The organism is Curtobacterium sp. Arg-1 (assembly GCF_025643395.1).
Taxonomy (GTDB): domain Bacteria; phylum Actinomycetota; class Actinomycetes; order Actinomycetales; family Microbacteriaceae; genus Curtobacterium; species Curtobacterium poinsettiae.
In genome coordinates this window covers 1225919-1241874 of record NZ_CP095731.1, presented here as the reverse complement: position 1 = coordinate 1241874, position 15956 = coordinate 1225919, and the positions used below count along the sequence as shown (strand labels likewise).

The following is a 15956-nucleotide window of genomic DNA, read 5'->3' as shown; positions in this document are numbered from 1 at the left end:
GCTCGCACCCGCTGCTGCGTGAGGAGAAGACGTGACGAAGCAACAGACCACGGCGATCGCGGGCCTGCTCCTGCTGGCCATGCTGCTGACGGTGTTGATCGGGGTGTTCGACGCTCGCCGAGGTGTCATCGCTTCTGAAGGCAACGATCTCCGCAGCGGTCAAAGCGTGTGGGTGAACGCGACACTCGACGAACTCATGCGTGCCCGGAACGCATTCGAACCGGGAACGAAGGTGTTCGTGCGCCTCGAGGGCGATGTCCGCGCCGTCGCAATGTTGTCGGGACGGTGGACAGATGTCCCGCTGCACGACGGGCACGCACTGACCGGGCGCCCCGGCGAGGCCCTCGCCGGGGCTGACGTTGCCGTCCGCGGTGACGACATCGTCGTCGATGGCAAGCCCTACGACGTGGTGGGCCGTCTCGGCGTCCGGGCCGACAGTCTGCTGTCCGATGACGTCATCGTCGCCGATCCGTCGCGGTTCTCGGCGTCACCACAGCGGCTCCTCCTGGACGGCCCGAGCAGTGTCCGCCACTACAGCGCAGAGTTCCCTGGCCGAAGTGTCGAGATCGTCGACGACGGCACGAACCGCAGGACGAACGTCGACGCCGTGTCTCCGGTTCTGGTCACGCTCGGCGTGCTCGTCGTCATGCTCATCGGCGTGGTCGCAGGCCTGCAAGCTGGGCGATGGGAACTCCGCACTGCCGCCGTCCGCTTCACCACGGGGATCCGACCGCTGAGCACCCTCCGCAGCGCGGCCACCAGAGTCAGCGTGATCACCATCGCCGCCTGTACGACCGCTCTCGCGGGCGCGGCAGTGGTCAGGCAGGCCACCCTCCTCGACCTCGACGTCACCACTGTGGTCGTCTCGGTCGGAACCGTCGTGCTTGCCGTGTCCGTTGCTTCGTTCTGGCAGGGAACCCGTCGATGGAACTGCTGAACGACCTCCGGTCCAACTGGACGATCATCGTCGCCAAGATCGTCCTGCTCGTGCTGCTCGCACTCTGCTGGTACAACGTGGCGTCCTTCACCCAGTCCACCTCGCAGGCCGTGGCCCAGGGCTTGTCCGCCGATGCCGACGTCGACCTCTACACGGTGGTCGACGATCTCGGCCCGGATGCTTTCGAGGCGATCCGGCGAGACGAGCACGCACTCGACGACGTCGCCTCGTTCGTCGACCGCATCGACGACGAGCCCGGGTTCGACTTCATCTCCTCGTACGACCAGCCCGTCACCGTTCAGGACTTCCGCGGCGACGACCGCTTCGACGTCGGCTACGGCACCGAGTACACGCTCAACGGGAAGTACCAGGACGAGTCCGGCCGGAGCGTTCAGGACATCAAGTCCATCCAGCTCAACGAGAACGCGTACGAGTTCGCGGGGCTCTCCGTGCAGGACGGCAAGCCCATCGAGTGGAACGTTGTCGACTGGGGATCCGGTCGGATCCCGGTGCTGCTCGGCAACGAGTACCGCGGCGTGTACGAGCTCGGGGAGCGATTCACCGGAGCGGTCATCCTGCAGGAGCAGGAGCTCGAAGTCGTCGGTTTCCTCGAACCGGACAGTGCCATGTACTTCCGCGGTGAGGCAAACCACTACCTCGACGACACCGTCATCGTGCCCTACCCGCCAACACTCGCCGGACTCGACCGAGCAGCACTCGACCGGCTGGATCCCGAGCTGTTCGGACGCCTGGCGTTCCAGGTGCTCAACGCCGATCTCGCCGTCGATCACAGCCTCGATTTCGGGGACGTCGTCGCGCGTCTCGACGCGATCGGAGACGACACCGGCTTCCGGTCGTACACGTTGCTCGGAGTACCGGCCTACCTCGTGCAGCTCTCCCTCGTTCGCCAGCTCATCCAGGACAACCTGGTGCTCGTCACCGCGCTGCTGGTCGCCCTCACCGCTGGCGTGGGCATCATCACGGCGTTCCTCAACCGACTCCTGCATCACCGTCGAACGCCAGTGGCGCGGGTGCACCATCTCCTCGGGAGGAGCCCGAGTGCCACGAACCGGCTGTTCCGCGCAAGCCGCCTCACCGAGTTCACCGCGGCGCTCGGGCTGTTCCTCGCGACCAGCGCACTGCTCCCCAACGACAGCGAGATGGCTCGACTCGGTGCCGGCACCGCCCTGCTCCTCTGGTGCGTGGCGGACGGCGCACTCGGCCGGCGAGCCATCCGCATCGAACTGACCGCCCAACAGCGAAGAGGTACCTCACGATGATCGTGCTGCGTGACGTCTCGAAGACCATCACCGAGCCCGACGGATCGATCCGAGCACTGTTCGACCGGCTCGACTTCGACCTTCGCGACGACGATCGATCCGTGGCCATCACGGGGCGCAGCGGATCCGGCAAGAGCACGCTGCTCCGGATCCTCGCCGGACTCGACACCGACTTCGGCGGGACCTACGAGCACGACGGCCACGTGCTCGAGCGCACCGCACGGAGGATGGCGGAGCACCGACTCCGACACATCGGCATCGTCACCCAGGACCACAGCCTCCTCGGCGACCGCAGCGTGCTCGACAACGTCCGGCTCGGCGTTCCTGCTCGCGCTGACTCCACCGCCCGAGCACATGAGGCGCTCGACGCGGTCGGCATCAGCCGCCTCGCTGGCAAGCGCCCACGACGACTGTCAGGAGGAGAAGCGCAGCGCGTCGCGATCGCTCGAGCCATCGCGAAGCGCCCTGCCGTCGTCCTCGCCGATGAGCCCACCGGCGCACTGGACGAGACGACCGAAGACGACGTGCTCGCCCTCTTCGACCGGCTGCAGCAAGCGGGAACCAAGTTCGTGATCGTCACCCACAGCGAGCGCGTTGCACAGCAATGCGGACGGCAACTCCAGCTGCAACACGAGCAGCTCGTCGCGCGCGGCGCGTGACGGACTGGAGGCACGGTGCCAGCTGGCACCGGGCCTCCAGTCCGTCAGCGGTTGCGCTCCAGATCCCCGATCACGCGTGCGCAGAACGGTCGCGGCTGAAGAACTCGGCGAACATCTCCCGTTTCGCCGCGTGCGAATCGGGCTCGAGCTCGAGTCCCTCCATGTTGAGGTCGGTGCCGAACAGTCGCAGGATCCCAGGACCACTCGGCTCCGCGGTCTCGAGCGACACCGAGAACAGTGTCGGCGACGTCTCGCCAGCAGCAATCCGCCGAGCTTCTGCGAACGCCGCACGGTACGTCGCGTCGGTGACGCGAATCACACTGACCGACCAACTCGTGGCGTCCCAGTCGGGCGCAACCGTCTCGCCCCTCGGAGCATGGAAGAAGTGCACGACGAACGTGTCGCGCTCGCCTTCGCTGCCGTAGTGCCGCTCGTCCACGTCTTCGATTTGCACTCATTCATCTTGCCAAGGGACGCCGCGACCGCCTCAGCGTTGCGCGTCGCTGTTACCGCCAGGGCACATCCTCGCCGGACACGAGCCGTCCCACCGGTCCCACCGGTCCCTCCGCGGACCTCGGCGTCCGCACGACGCCCGATGCAGCTTCGGCCAGGGGTCGTGTCCCAAAGACATGGTGCGGTAATCGTTGCGGTGAGCGCCCCCATGCGACCAGCCTCAAGGCCGCGCCACGAAGCAAAGAAGCCCAAGGAGATCCTCGGTGGGCTTCTTTGTCGCGACCAATTCCGGACGATGTCCGACCCAGTGTTTCGGTTGAGCGGACAGACTTGAACCCGCATCGACCGCGCCGAGCCGGGCTCGCCCGTGGTTCCGGGAAGTTGATGAGTCAGCCCTCCGCAGCGGATCGCCGCGGAGCACCCCAGCAGGGTGCGGAGGGACATGTTGGCCGCGTTTGTTCTGCAGCTCCGCGAGCTGCGCGAATGTTCGAGGTGTCCTCGGTTACTAGTACGATCACGGCATGCCGTCATCTGCTCCTATCGGAGCCCCGACACCCGCGCTGGCGCTCCGGGGCTCGCCGAGTCGCCATACGGACTGGATGGAGCAGTTTCAAGTTGCGTACGTACGAGCGATAGCAGCTGCTGCCGGGTGCGCCATCGTCGGAGAGCCCAACGTCGACGACGGCGTAGACGTCGTACTCAGTCACCGTTCCACCGCCCATAAGCACTCAGGAGCCGTCTACCTCGAGCTGCAGCTCAAGGCGACCTCCTCCCCGGTCCTGGCAGGAACGCGTCGAGTCTCTGCGACCATGCGTTCGGATCGCTACGCGGAGCATTTAGACGCCACCCCGAACATGGATCGGATCGTCGTGCTGATGTCGATGCCCGCAGATCCGGCAGACTGGATCACGGCTTCGCACGCGAACCTACTTGTTCGGCACTGCGCGTACTGGGTGAACCTGGCCGGCGGGCCAGCTTCGTCAGCGGCTCGCCCTACTGTGAGCGCCAGTGTCCACAATATTTTCGATGACGTAACACTGTGCAACATCATGGCTCGTATCGGACAGGGAGGAAAACCGTGAACGACCTACCCGCCGAGCCCGCCGACTTTGCGACGGTCACTGCACTTCTACGCCACTTCTCTTGGGCACCTCTGGACGGAAGCCCCGGCAGGTACGAGGTTTGGGGCAGTGCCACCGGAGATGAAGTGTTACTTCCTATCAATCCTGAGAACGCCGATTACGACCGGTTATTGTCCGCTGCGCAACGCGCGCTGACGTCGAAGTACGGTAGCGCCGCAACAGAGGTTCTAGGCGCGCTGCGAACTCAGATCAACCAATTGCTCGATAGCACTCAGTGGCTGAAAGAGACCCGGCTTGAGGCGGGTTTGATCAGTTGGGAGGAGGGCGAGGGACTATTCCTCGCCGCGAGGGCTGCACTAGTCGCATCTGCGAAGTCTACCAGGGAAAGACGACCATACCACGGTAATGCAAGTGCGCATATCGGGCGCCGGTTTTTAGAGAGCAGCTTGATGGGGCAAACGGAGGTGGGGAGCTTCATCATCAATGCCTACACACCATCCAACGCTCGATTCCATTTAACGAAAGCATCCGAGGACGTCGCTTCCTCCGCCCCCCGCAAAGCGGAGACTGTCTCGGGGCGAACGATTCTGAACACAATGACCGAGGCAATGTCTTCCATACATTCAACTCTTCGGTCTTCACGGCATAAATCAAGCCCAGAAGATTTTCTCGAGCTTGTGGACAACGGTGTCTCATATGAGTTACTCAAGGCGCTCGTTGAGATAACCCACGGGGCTGATTCCGCTGTGAAAGTGTCTCAGCGCGACCCCAACAATTTGGGTCGCAAGGTCGAGTTTGATTTCAGTCCAACCGACAGTCCCATTCTCGCCCGTGCTGCGACACGATTCGCGGAGGGGAGCCAAGCGCCGAAACAGGTCACGTTTGCTGGAGAGGTCACCCTCCTAAGCCACTCTTCGACAACCGCTGCTCACGTAGTGCGAATTGACATGGATGGACGCAAGGTGCGAGTTCGCCTGAACGCGACGGAGTACAAGGTGGCTTACGACGCACACGGCGACGAGCGTTGGCTCTCAGTACGGGGGAAACTCGAGAAGGACGGCAACAACTACTGGATCAACAAGCCGACCGAGGTTAAGGCCGTGGATGCGCCTCCACAGGTAGAGCAAACTCCTCCGTTGGAGCTCTAGACATCACGCTGTTGCGTGACGCTATGGCAGCATTTCGTACAGTGCGACGTAGAACGCCTCTGCCGGTCGGTAGATGTTGTCGAGGCCAGAGTTCCGCTCCCCACGTTCCATACCGGCGACGTAGGTCCGTCGAGGCCAGCACGGTGCGCGAACTACGTTTGGCTGAGGTCCGACCTGGCTCATGCGCGACGCAGCTCGTCCTGATCGCAGGGTCGACCTCGGAGTGGAAATGCGCCCGTGCCCCCTCAGGCTCCGCTCGGACGCTCGGAACCTAAAGCGGACGCGAGCAGAACCCGGCCCTACCTCCCCGTAAGGGCGTGAGCCACGACTCCGCGCCGGTACAAGCAGAGTTGGGGCGAACACCACGGCGTGCAGCGCTGAGAGGGTGGCAGTGGCGTCGACCCCGCCTACTCCGCTCCGCTTTTCGGAGCGGAGTAGGTCGAGCGGAGTCGCCAAGGGAGGGGGGCACCATGGGCTAACGCGACAATAATCTGGAACACGTTCACGAGCACCACGTGGGACGGCGGGCTGGCGTGATGACCGGCCGCGCGGAACACGAAGCGGACAGGACGACGCCCGCTCCGTCAGCTCCGTCAGCTCCGTCAGCTCCGTCAGCTCCGTCGAGCGACCATTCCACCGTGGAAGAACTGGACTAGCGGCACTGCAAGGAACAGTGCCGCTTCGGCTTCTTCTTGCGTCGCCGCCCGATCACCGTTGCCGCCGTGTCGCTGCTGCTGGCCCGAGTGCAAGGAACGCATCATCTTCACGATGGTGTCGCTGGAGGGGTTTGCCTCGTCGTCTTGCAGTGGAAGCGCCCAGTCCTTCTGGTCCCGCATCGCCGACACCATCTTGCCGAGCGTTGCGACTGAGTCCTTGGGCGAGACACGGGGCTTCGCAGCCTCCTCGACCGCCTTGATCGCCTTGGAGTAAGCCTTGTCCGGATCAGGGTTCATCCCGAACGCCGCGTGCCAGGCGTCAGACAGCAGTTCGCCTGCACCGCCCGTGGAAGACATAACCGCGTCCGATGCGACCTGAACAGCTATCGGGACACGTCGTTCAAGACCCGCAGCCCCAAGTCGACGTCCTACACGCCACGCCGAACCAGCATTCGCCAGAAGCTCCTCGAGGTCCTCATTCCACACTTCGTGACTTGTGAAGCTCAGCTTCGCGACAAGAAAGTCGGCGACGCTGAGCGTGAGGTCGCTGTCCTTCCGCATTTGGAGTGCGGTGCTGAGGAACGAGCCTCGCATTTCGGGAGCAAGAGGCTTCACAAGGCGACGTAACTCGTCGTACTCAGCTACGAAGTGCAGACGGTTCGTAGAGTCCCGCGCGAAGTGCTTGACTGCAGCGTCGATCCAGATCCAGAAGCGAGTGGCCATCCAAGGCGGAACCCCCTCATGGAGGCTCTCTCGATCCGCAGCCGCCGTACCCATCGGAACCCACTCGCTCTGCACATGGTCAATCTAGCGAGCAGAGCCGACGTCGGAGCAGTGTTGGAGGGGTTTCGCTCCTCTGGAACATGAAAGCCCCGACGGAACCGTGGTCCAATCGGGGCTTTTCGGTCGGGCTGACAGGATTTGAACCTGCGACCCCTTGACCCCCAGTCAAGTGCGCTACCAAGCTGCGCCACAGCCCGCGAGTTCCGGAGAACTCAGGACCCCGGAGGATCCTCGCCCACGTCCGACCGGAGCGCGAGCGACCGGTCCAGCATAGCGGACGTCAGACCCCCTCCGTGCCACGGCGAGTCGCAGCAACGCGACCCGAACGACACGCTCAGCCCGGCCGCACCACCTCGCGCCGCGCTGCCAACCACGGCAACCCGAGCCCGACGAGCAAACCCCCGGCCCCGTCTGCCGCCAGGTCCCCGATCGTGTCGTCGTACCCGACGAAGATCTTCGCGTCGACGAAGTTGTGCCCGAGCCACTCCCCCATCTCCCAGACCGCGCCGACCGCGAGTCCCGCACACAGCGCGAGCACCGCGACGACCACCCGGCGTTCCCCGTGCGGGGCCGGCACAGCACGTAGGTCGGCACCGATGACGTACAGCACGGCCGCGAGCAGCCCGGTCAGCACGACGTGCATGAACTTGTCCCACAGGAAGACGGTCGTGTACCACTCGAGCACGCTCGACCAGCCGGCGACGAGCACGAGCACACACACGGCCAGGTCGAAGACGGGTCGCAGCCCGAGCATGCGCGGCACCACGACCCCGAGCAGCGCCAGCGCCATGACCGGGAACGCCGTCCCACCCCACCCGACACTCGCCACGACGACGCTCACGAGCGTCAGGGCGCGCACCACGTCGGCCACCAGGAACCGCGGCCGCAGGAAGGTCGACCCGAGCGCCCGGATCACGACGCCCACCGGACGACCGCGTGCACGGCGGCGTGGTCGGACGGCCACACGCCGCCCGGCCGCCGCACGTCGACCGCGACGCGGTCCACGGCCGCCCCAGCGGTCACGAGCACCCCGTCGATCCGCCGACCACCAACGCGCGGACTCCCGTAGTGCGGGTACGTCCCGTAGGGCTCACCCACCTGCCTGGAGGCCCGCCCCCAGCTGTCCTCGACCCCCGCCTCCGCCAGGGCTCGCCACGGTGCGGAACCGGCGGGGGTGTTCCAGTCGGCCATGACCACGGCGGGCAGGCCGCGCTGCCGGACGATCCGGCCGAGCAGTTCGGCGGACCGCAGTCTGGCCCACGGTGAGGCGACGTCGAGGTGGGTGGCGATCGCCAGGAACCGGACGCCGGTCGCGCGGTCGTCGACCACGGCGCCGACGGCGTGCCGGGGGAAGGACGTGGCCCACGACCGCGAGCCGGGGCGGTGGGGTGTGCGGGAGAGCGCCCAGGTGCGGCGCTCGACGACGTCGAGGCGGGAGCGGTCGAGGAACAGGCCGACCTGTTCGCCACCGCCGCGTGCTCCTCGCCCGGCCAGGACGGGCTCCCAACCCGACCCCAGGCCGGACGTCAGCTCGTCTGCCTGCGCGGGCAGGGCCTCCTGGACGGCGAGGACGGTGGGCGCTTCGGACGTGACGAGCGCGAGGACGGCGTCGCGGCGGCGCTCCCAGGCGTCCGGGTGGGTCGACCGTCGCGGCACGCGGCGACGCACGTTGAGCGTCATGCAGTGCACCTCGGGCGACCGGACCGGTCCGATGAGCGGGCGGTCGTCGGGGTGGTGGTGGGGCATGCATCCCTTCTACGAGACGACACCCGTCGGATTCTCAGGGACCTCTCCGCCTGGCTCGTAGGGTGGCCCGATGCGTTCTCGTTCCACCCCTCGTGTCCTCGTCGCGATCGCCGTCTCCGGCCTGCTGCTCGGAGCCGCCGGGTGCACGTCGAGCGAACCGGACACGAGCCGCCCGACCCTGGCGAAGGCCTCCGCCGACACCGTCACGGTGGCCGACGCTGCGGACGCCGCAGCGCGGTCGGTCCGGGTCAGCAAGGCGCTGTTCGCCAGCGCTCCGGGCGCGGTCGTCGCCCGGGCCGGCGACACCGACGGCATCCGTGGTGCAGCGAAGACCGCGGCGAGCGCCCACGTCCCGGTGCTGCTGACGACCAAGAACAAGGACGCTGCCGTCGCCCGCGAGCTCGACCGGCTCGGTGCCGGCTGGTACCAGGCCGAGGGCGACGTGTCGCTCGACACGGACGTCGAACAGCGGCAGGCGCCGGACGGCGGTGACGCGCCGGAGTCGACCCGGGCCTCCCGGCAGGCGACCGTGGTGGTGGCGGACGCGCGTGCGGACGCTGCTGCCGTAGCAACCGCGAAGGCTGCCGGTGCGCGGGTCGTGACCATGCCGAAGGGCGTGTCCGACCCGGCTGCCGCACCCGACGTGGTGACGGCGCTGCACGAGCGGGCGAAGCACCCGACGGTCCTGGTCGGTGCGGCGTTCGACGCCCTGCCGGACCCGGAGTGGACGGTGCGGGCGGCCGAGGGCGGGTTCCAGCTGCGGAACGGCGGCCAGCGGCCGTTCGACGGGCACCGGTACGTCGCGCTGTACGGGGCTCCCGGGGCGCCGGCGCTGGGAGTGCTCGGCGAGCAGGGGCCGAAGCAGACCGTGCAGCGGGCCGAGCAGGTCGCGAAGCCGTACCGGGCCGAGTCCGACGAGCTCGTGACGCCCGCGATGGAGGTCATCGCGACCGTCGCCGCGGGCGACGCCGGCGCCGACGGCGACTACTCGACCGAACTGCCGGTCTCGACGCTCGAGCCCTACGTCGAGGCCGCCCACGATGCGGACATGCCGGTCATCATCGACCTGCAGCCGGGGCGGTCGGACTTCCTGTCACAGGCGAAGAAGTACGAGTCGTTGCTGAAGCAGCCCGGTGTGTGGCTGGCGCTCGACCCGGAGTGGCGGCTCACGAAGGACCAGGTACCCCTGCAGCAGATCGGCAGCGTGTCGGCGTCCGAGGTGAACAAGGTCTCGTCGTGGCTGGCTGCGCTGGTCAAGCAGGAAGGGCTGCCGCCGAAGGCCCTGGTGCTGCACCAGTTCCGGCTGTCGATGATCCAGGACCGCTCAGCACTGCGGACCCACCCGGAGCTCGACATGCTCGTGCACGTCGACGGGCAGGGGTCGCAGCCGGACAAGCAGGCGACGTGGAAGGCGCTGCACCAGGGCGCGCCGGAGGGGCTGCACTGGGGCTGGAAGAACTTCACCGACGAGGACACGCCCATGCTGACGCCCGCGCAGACCATGCGGGACGTGCGGCCGACGCCGTCGTTGGTCACGTACCAGTAGGGCCCGGTTGGTCCGGTTGTCCACAGCCGGGAGTCGCGACCCGGGTTTCGTCGGTCGGTGCTGACAGCATGGGGGCATGTCTGGTCTTGGTGTCGGGTCCACTGCGTCGTCTTCCGTCTCCCCCTCTGCGGACATCGCCGCCGAGGCGCAGCAGGCGCTCGCTGCGCTCACGGGGCGCCCCGACGCGGTGTTCCACCCCGGCCAGCTCGAGGCGATCTCCGCGCTGGTCGAGCACCGGCAGCGCGCCCTCGTCGTCCAGCGCACCGGGTGGGGCAAGTCGGCGGTGTACTTCCTGGCGACGCTGCTGCTGCGCCGGCGCGGGGGTGGCCCGACGGTCCTGGTGTCGCCGCTGCTCGCCCTGATGCGCGACCAGGTCGCCGCTGCCGCGCGGGCCGGGGTCCGTGCGGTGTCGATCAACTCCGCGAACGCGCACGAGTGGGGTGAGACCCAGGCTGCCCTCGCCCGTGACGAGGTCGACGTGCTCCTCGTCTCCCCCGAGCGCTTGAACAACCCGAAGTTCCGCGACGAGCAGATGCCGACCCTGATCGCCCGGATGGGCATGCTCGTGGTCGACGAAGCGCACTGCATCTCGGACTGGGGCCACGACTTCCGGCCGGACTACCGGCGTCTGGCCGAGCTCATCCGGTCGCTCCCCCACGGCGTCCCCGTCCTGGCCACCACCGCGACGGCGAACGAGCGCGTGGTCGAGGACGTCGCCGAGCAGCTGACCGCCGGCCCGGCCGACCCGGTGTTCACGATCCGCGGGTCCCTGGCCCGCAAGTCCCTGCGCCTCGGCGTGCTGACCCTGCCCGACGCCCGGCAGCGGCTGGGGTGGCTCCTCGCCCACCTCGGCGACCTGCCCGGCAGCGGCATCATCTACACGCTCACGGTCTCGGCGGCCGAGGACATCGCCCGGCTGCTGCGCGACAACGGGTACGCCGTCCGCGCGTACACCGGGCGCACCGACACCGACGAGCGCGAGCAGCTCGAACAGCAGCTCAAGGGCAACGAGCTGAAGGCCCTGGTCGCCACGAGTGCGCTCGGCATGGGGTTCGACAAGCCCGACCTGGGGTTCGTCGTGCACGTGGGCGCTCCGTCGTCGCCCGTCGCCTACTACCAGCAGATCGGTCGCGCGGGTCGTGCGACCGACAACGCCGACGTCCTGCTCCTGCCCGGGCGCGAGGACCGCGAGATCTGGCAGTAGCTTCGCCAGTGCCTCGATGCCGACCGAAGCCCGTGCCGCCGCCGTGCTGGGCGCCCTGTCGACCGACACCGCGATGTCGACCGTCGCGCTCGAGGGTCTGGTCGACATCAAGCGCTCCACCCTCGAACTCCTGCTCAAGGTGCTCGACGTCGACGGCGCCGTCCGACGCGTCACCGGCGGCTGGGTGTCGACCGGGCAGCCGTGGGAGTACGACGCACCCCGGTACGAACGCGTCGCCGCGGCCCGTGCTGCCGAGGCCGCGTCGATGCTCGACTACGAGTCCACCTCGGCCTGCCGCATGCAGCTGCTGCAGCAGGACCTCGACGACCCCTCGGCCGAGCCCTGCGGCCGATGCGACAACTGCGCCGGGGCGTGGTTCCCGACCGCCGTGTCCGACACCGACTCGTCCGGGGCGGCGGCCGCGCTCGACAAGGTCGGCGTCGAGATCGCCCCGCGTGCCCAGTGGCCCTCGGGGATGTCGTCGCTCGGTGTCTCGGTGCGGGGCAAGATCGGTCCAGACGAGCTCGTGCAGCCCGGCCGTGCGGTGGCGCGTCTGACCGACCTCGGCTGGGGTGGTCCCCTGCGTGCACTGTTCGCGCCGTCCACCCCTGATGCACCGATCTCGCGCGAACTCGTCGACGGCTGCGTCCGGGCGCTCAAGGACTGGCCGTGGGAGACCCGGCCGACCGGCGTCGTGGCGATGTCCTCGCGGTCACGGCCCGAGCTCGTGGGGTCCCTCGCCCAGGCGCTGTCCACGATCGGGCGGCTGCAGTTCCTCGGCACGCTCGGCCGTGCCGGCGGGACCCCTCGCGGCGACGGTGCGACGAACAGCGCCTACCGGTTGTCCGGCGTGTGGGACACCTTCGTGGTCGATCCGTCGCTCGCCGCCGCCCTGCAGTCGCACGAGGGCCCGGTGCTGCTCGTGGACGACCTGGTCGACAGCCGGTGGACGATGACCGTCGCAGGCCGGGAGCTCCGGCGCGCCGGGGCCTCCGCCGTGCTCCCGTTCGCCCTGGCCACGGTGGCGTAGCCCCCGCACCTGTTTTGCGACAGTCCACGTGTCGATCGACCCGTGGGTTGTCGCACACCTGGTCCGGCATCCACCGGAAACCGCTCCGGCGCGCAGCGGTCAGGACCCGCTCGACCCCAGTCCTGTGGCGAGCCACGACGAGAACACGCCGACGAAGAGGTCGAGCAGCAGCGCCCCACCCGCGACGAACAGTCCGGCGGCGGCCAGTCCGACGACGAACGCCCGCTGCGCACGGCCGACGATGAGCGCCACGAGGGTCATCACGAGGGCGACCAACGCCACGAGCCCCGAGACCAACCACCACGCGAAGGAACCGCTGCTGGTGAACATGCTGACCAGTGCTCCGACGTTCCACAGCCCGGCTCCGAGCGCCACGACCGAGGGCACCACGAGCAACCACTGACCAGCCGAGTTCTCGCGCACCAGCCCATCGTGCCACGACGGTGCGCCACGGCGGCCGACGGCAGCCTCAGCGCCGCGCGGGCTTCGGGAACGTGGCCCGCATGTGGTCGCTCGTCAGCACGTCGCCGATGCCGACCATGAGCACCGAGAACAGGATCTGCTCGATGACCATCCAGAACGGGTAGAGCCCGGGGATCGCCGCGACGATCAGCGTCACGATCGGGAAGATCCGGCTGAACAACCGCAGCCGCTGGTACGCCCAGTAGTACCCGAGCTGCGCCCGCCAGGCGAACACGTAGAGCGTCAAGGTGATCAGCAGCACCACGGTGGACCGGAACCACACCGCCCACGACAGGGACTCCCCGGCGCGGGTCAGCAGCACCGCGACCACGATGGCGGTGAGGCCGACGACCGTCTCCGCGACGAGCAGCCACCGGATCCACCGGAACGAACGCACCGTGTCCGGGTGTTCGAGCATGTCCTCGCGGATCACGTACCCGGACTGCCGGCCTCCGGCCAACCGGTCGAGCCGAAGACGGCACCACACACGGTCGGCGAGCACACCGAGTCCGTCGTTCTGCTGCGTCACCAGTACATCGTGCCCCATCCCGAGGCCGACAGGAGACGCAGCCCCGAGCGGGGACGGCTCAGTCGGACGGGACGAGTGCCGCGCCGCCCAGCACGGTGCCGGTCCCGGCGTCGAGCAGGACCAGGGAGCGGACCTCGTCGGGCAGCGTCCACGGCTCGCCGAGCACGACGGTCAGCCCCTGTTCGACCCCGTCGGCCTGGAACAGGTCGTAGGACTCCCCGACCGGCGTCCACATCGGCTTCGAGCCACCGCGCACCGTCCCCGCGGACAGCACGACGTCGACCGGGCCGTCCCCGCCGGTCTCCAGGTGGTCGATCTCCACCGCGAGGGTCTCGTCGCCCGTGTTCGCGGTGATCCGGACGTGCCCGGAGGCAGCCGCCCCGATGCCGACGATGTCACCGGAGACCGGCGGGACGCGCCGCCACCACGGGTCGATGGGTGAGCCGTCGACCGGACGGACGGGTTCGGGCTCGATCGGCTCCCCGAGGGCGTCGGACGGCGGCAGCCGGACGTCGGGCGACTGCGCCGGCTCGGGGCCCACTGCGTCGGCACGGGTGACCGGTTCGCCGTCGTCCGGTGCGTGCGAGCTCGTCCACAGGGACACCGAACCCACGACGACCACCCCGACGAGGACACCCACCAGGGCGAGCCGACGTCGGTCGGCTGCCCACCGCCCGGTACCCCCGCCCCCATGATGCCGCACCGGCGCGCCGGACCGGCCCCGGGCCTCCAGGCCGACCGCGGACGCGAACGCGAACGCAGAACGCAGAACGCGCCCCGACGGATCGGGGCGCGTTCTGCGTGACGGGTGGGGAGGCTCAGCGCTTCCGGCGCTCGCGCACCCGCATGTTGACGTTGATCGGCGTGCCGGAGAAGCCCCAGACCTCGCGGAGTCGACGCGTGATGAAGCGTCGGTACTGCGGGTCGAGGAACGCCGACGTGAAGAGCACGAAGGTCGGCGGCTGGCTCGACGCCTGGGTCCCGAACAGGATGCGGGGCTGCTTGCCGCCGCGCACGGGGTGCGGGTGCTCCTGCACGAGCTCGGCGATGAAGGCGTTGACCTTGCCGGTCGGGATTCGGGTGTCCCACGACTCGAGGGCGGTCTCGAGCGCCGGCACGAGCTTCTCGAGGTGACGGCCGGTGCGGGCCGAGATGTTCACGCGCGGGGCCCAGGCGACGTGCGCCAGGTCCTGCTCGATCTCGCGCTCCAGGTAGCGGCGGCGTTCGTCGTCGAGCAGGTCCCACTTGTTGTAGGCCAGCACGAGGGCACGGCCGGACTCGAGGACGAGGTCGATGATGCGCAGGTCCTGCACGGACACCGGCTCGGTGACGTCGAGGACGACGACGGCGACCTCGGCCTTCTCGAGCGCGGCGGTGGTGCGGAGCGACGCGTAGAAGTCCGCGCCCTGCTGCATGTGGACGCGCTTCCGGATGCCGGCGGTGTCGACGAAGCGCCAGACCTTGCCGCCGAGCTCGATCTGCTCGTCCACCGGGTCGCGGGTGGTGCCGGCGATGTCGTTCACGACGACCCGCTCTTCACCGGCGGCCTTGTTGAGCAGCGAGCTCTTGCCGACGTTCGGGCGGCCGAGGATGGCCACGCGGCGGGGGCCACCGACCTCCTGCTTGGCGACGGCCGAGGTGTCGGGGAGCGTCTTGATGATCAGGTCGAGCAGGTCCGCGACGCCGCGGCCGTGCAGGGCGGACACCGGGTGCGGCTCGCCGAGGCCCAGGTTCCAGAGCTCGGAGGCTTCGAGTTCACGGCGCTCGTCGTCGGCCTTGTTCGCGACGACGATGACGGGGCGGTCGGTGCCGCGGAGCATCTTCACGACGTGCTCGTCGGTGGCGGTGATGCCGACCGTGACGTCCACCACGAACAGCACGGCGTCGGCGAGGTCGATCGCGACCTCGGCCTGGGCGGCGACGGAGGCGTTGATGCCCTCGGCGCCGGGCTCCCAGCCGCCGGTGTCGACGAGCGTGAAGCGCTTGTCGTTCCAGTCGGCCTTGTAGCTGACGCGGTCGCGGGTGACGCCGGGGACGTCCTGCACGACGGCTTCACGGCGACCGAGGATGCGGTTGACGAGCGCCGACTTGCCGACGTTCGGGCGACCGACGATCGCGAGCACCGGGTAGGCCGGCAGGTAGTGGACGCCGTCTTCGCCGATCTGGCCCGCTTCGAGCAGGGCGAGGTCCTCGTCCTCGAGGTCGTACTCTTCGAGGCCGGCGCGGAGCGCGGTGGCACGCTGCTCGGCCTCTGCCTCGTCGAGTCCGGCGAGACGCTCGCCGAGGGCGTCGTCGTACTCCGGGAAGTCGTCGTTGTCAGGGTTGTCCAGCTGAGCCATCTTGTGTTCCTCGCGAGCGGCCGGGGCCGCGGTGTCGGTGGCCGTTGCCGGCCGGGGCCGGGGGTCCGGCCGTGGTTGACCGTCCCGCCGGAGCGTTCTGGT

14 protein-coding genes, 1 tRNA gene and 1 pseudogene are annotated in these 15956 nt (G+C 68.5%); 7 read left to right on the top strand and 9 right to left on the bottom strand.

The window, feature by feature from the left end; translation table 11 throughout:
* Window positions 1-31: 31 nt before the first annotated feature.
* The 3 genes from MXD64_RS05945 to MXD64_RS05935 are packed head-to-tail and all read left to right on the top strand — an operon-like array spanning window position 32 to window position 2876.
* Window positions 32-937 (top strand): hypothetical protein, encoded by a 906-nt coding sequence (locus MXD64_RS05945; RefSeq protein ID WP_042538404.1) that lies wholly within the window; start codon window positions 32-34, stop codon window positions 935-937.
* On the top strand, window positions 925-2217 hold the full coding sequence (locus tag MXD64_RS05940) for a hypothetical protein (RefSeq protein ID WP_017885877.1): 1293 nt from the start codon (window positions 925-927) through the stop codon (window positions 2215-2217). The genes MXD64_RS05945 and MXD64_RS05940 overlap by 13 nt, the downstream gene beginning before the upstream one ends.
* Window positions 2214-2876 (top strand): ABC transporter ATP-binding protein, encoded by a 663-nt coding sequence (locus MXD64_RS05935; protein WP_263137243.1) that lies wholly within the window; start codon window positions 2214-2216, stop codon window positions 2874-2876. Before MXD64_RS05940 ends, MXD64_RS05935 begins: the two co-directional genes overlap by 4 nt.
* 70 nt (window positions 2877-2946) lie before the next feature.
* Here the strand turns inward: MXD64_RS05935 and MXD64_RS05930 are convergent, their stop codons facing one another.
* Window positions 2947-3315 (bottom strand): hypothetical protein, encoded by a 369-nt coding sequence (locus MXD64_RS05930; RefSeq protein WP_194590154.1) that lies wholly within the window; start codon window positions 3313-3315, stop codon window positions 2947-2949.
* A 535-nt stretch (window positions 3316-3850) separates the two neighbouring features.
* On the opposite strand from MXD64_RS05930, the gene MXD64_RS17835 reads away from it, so the two are divergent.
* Window positions 3851-4411: a DUF4365 domain-containing protein gene (locus MXD64_RS17835; RefSeq protein ID WP_194632771.1), complete on the top strand. Its 561-nt coding sequence runs from the start codon at window positions 3851-3853 to the stop codon at window positions 4409-4411.
* Window positions 4408-5559 carry a hypothetical protein gene (locus tag MXD64_RS05925; protein WP_194590156.1) on the top strand — a complete coding sequence of 384 codons (1152 nt, stop codon included), beginning with the start codon at window positions 4408-4410 and terminating at the stop codon, window positions 5557-5559. Before MXD64_RS17835 ends, MXD64_RS05925 begins: the two co-directional genes overlap by 4 nt.
* Window positions 5560-6170: 611 nt before the next feature.
* Here the strand turns inward: MXD64_RS05925 and MXD64_RS05920 are convergent.
* The 4 genes from MXD64_RS05920 to MXD64_RS05905 all read right to left on the bottom strand — a co-directional run bounded on the left by MXD64_RS05920 (window position 6171) and on the right by MXD64_RS05905 (window position 8744).
* Window positions 6171-7013, bottom strand: a complete 843-nt coding sequence (locus MXD64_RS05920; RefSeq protein WP_194590157.1) for a hypothetical protein — start codon at window positions 7011-7013, stop codon at window positions 6171-6173.
* A gap of 108 nt (window positions 7014-7121) precedes the next feature.
* Window positions 7122-7195 (bottom strand) — tRNA-Pro (locus tag MXD64_RS05915).
* A 137-nt stretch (window positions 7196-7332) separates the two neighbouring features.
* Complete coding sequence (locus tag MXD64_RS05910) at window positions 7333-7914, bottom strand: hypothetical protein (protein ID WP_152427147.1); 582 nt, start codon at window positions 7912-7914, stop codon at window positions 7333-7335.
* Window positions 7911-8744, bottom strand: coding sequence for an endonuclease/exonuclease/phosphatase family protein (locus MXD64_RS05905; protein ID WP_263137242.1), 834 nt, complete (start codon window positions 8742-8744; stop codon window positions 7911-7913). Before MXD64_RS05905 ends, MXD64_RS05910 begins: the two co-directional genes overlap by 4 nt.
* 70 nt (window positions 8745-8814) lie before the next feature.
* Between MXD64_RS05905 and MXD64_RS05900 the strand changes: the two genes are divergently transcribed.
* Both MXD64_RS05900 and MXD64_RS05895 read left to right on the top strand, forming a co-directional pair.
* On the top strand, window positions 8815-10290 hold the full coding sequence (locus MXD64_RS05900; RefSeq protein ID WP_214584604.1) for a hypothetical protein: 1476 nt from the start codon (window positions 8815-8817) through the stop codon (window positions 10288-10290).
* Between the two features lie 76 nt (window positions 10291-10366).
* A pseudogene (locus MXD64_RS05895) lies at window positions 10367-12524 on the top strand (RecQ family ATP-dependent DNA helicase).
* Between the two features lie 99 nt (window positions 12525-12623).
* Here the strand turns inward: MXD64_RS05895 and MXD64_RS05890 are convergent.
* From MXD64_RS05890 to der, 4 genes are all read right to left on the bottom strand, one after another.
* A complete protein-coding gene (locus MXD64_RS05890; protein ID WP_263137241.1) occupies window positions 12624-12947 on the bottom strand; it encodes a hypothetical protein in 324 nt (107 codons plus the stop codon).
* Between the two features lie 46 nt (window positions 12948-12993).
* The gene (locus MXD64_RS05885; protein ID WP_017885892.1) at window positions 12994-13515 is read right to left on the bottom strand and encodes a hypothetical protein; all 522 of its coding nucleotides are present in this window, start codon (window positions 13513-13515) and stop codon (window positions 12994-12996) included.
* A 58-nt stretch (window positions 13516-13573) separates the two neighbouring features.
* A complete protein-coding gene (locus tag MXD64_RS05880; RefSeq protein ID WP_263137240.1) occupies window positions 13574-14155 on the bottom strand; it encodes a hypothetical protein in 582 nt (193 codons plus the stop codon).
* A 178-nt stretch (window positions 14156-14333) separates the two neighbouring features.
* Window positions 14334-15854 carry a ribosome biogenesis GTPase Der gene (gene der / locus MXD64_RS05875; protein ID WP_017885894.1) on the bottom strand — a complete coding sequence of 507 codons (1521 nt, stop codon included), beginning with the start codon at window positions 15852-15854 and terminating at the stop codon, window positions 14334-14336.
* Window positions 15855-15956 lie beyond the last annotated feature (102 nt).

What these genes read in the sequence shown, in the direction of transcription:
- MXD64_RS05940 (WP_017885877.1), top strand. Translation starts at nt 925, where the DNA reads ATGGAACTGCTGAACGACCTCCGGTCCAACTGGACGATCATCGTCGCC.
- MXD64_RS05935 (WP_263137243.1), top strand. Translation starts at nt 2,214, where the DNA reads ATGATCGTGCTGCGTGACGTCTCGAAGACCATCACCGAGCCCGACGGA.
- MXD64_RS17835 (WP_194632771.1), top strand. Translation starts at nt 3,851, where the DNA reads ATGCCGTCATCTGCTCCTATCGGAGCCCCGACACCCGCGCTGGCGCTC.
- MXD64_RS05905 (WP_263137242.1), bottom strand. Translation starts at nt 8,744, where the DNA reads ATGCCCCACCACCACCCCGACGACCGCCCGCTCATCGGACCGGTCCGG.
- MXD64_RS05900 (WP_214584604.1), top strand. Translation starts at nt 8,815, where the DNA reads ATGCGTTCTCGTTCCACCCCTCGTGTCCTCGTCGCGATCGCCGTCTCC.
- der (WP_017885894.1), bottom strand. Translation starts at nt 15,854, where the DNA reads ATGGCTCAGCTGGACAACCCTGACAACGACGACTTCCCGGAGTACGAC.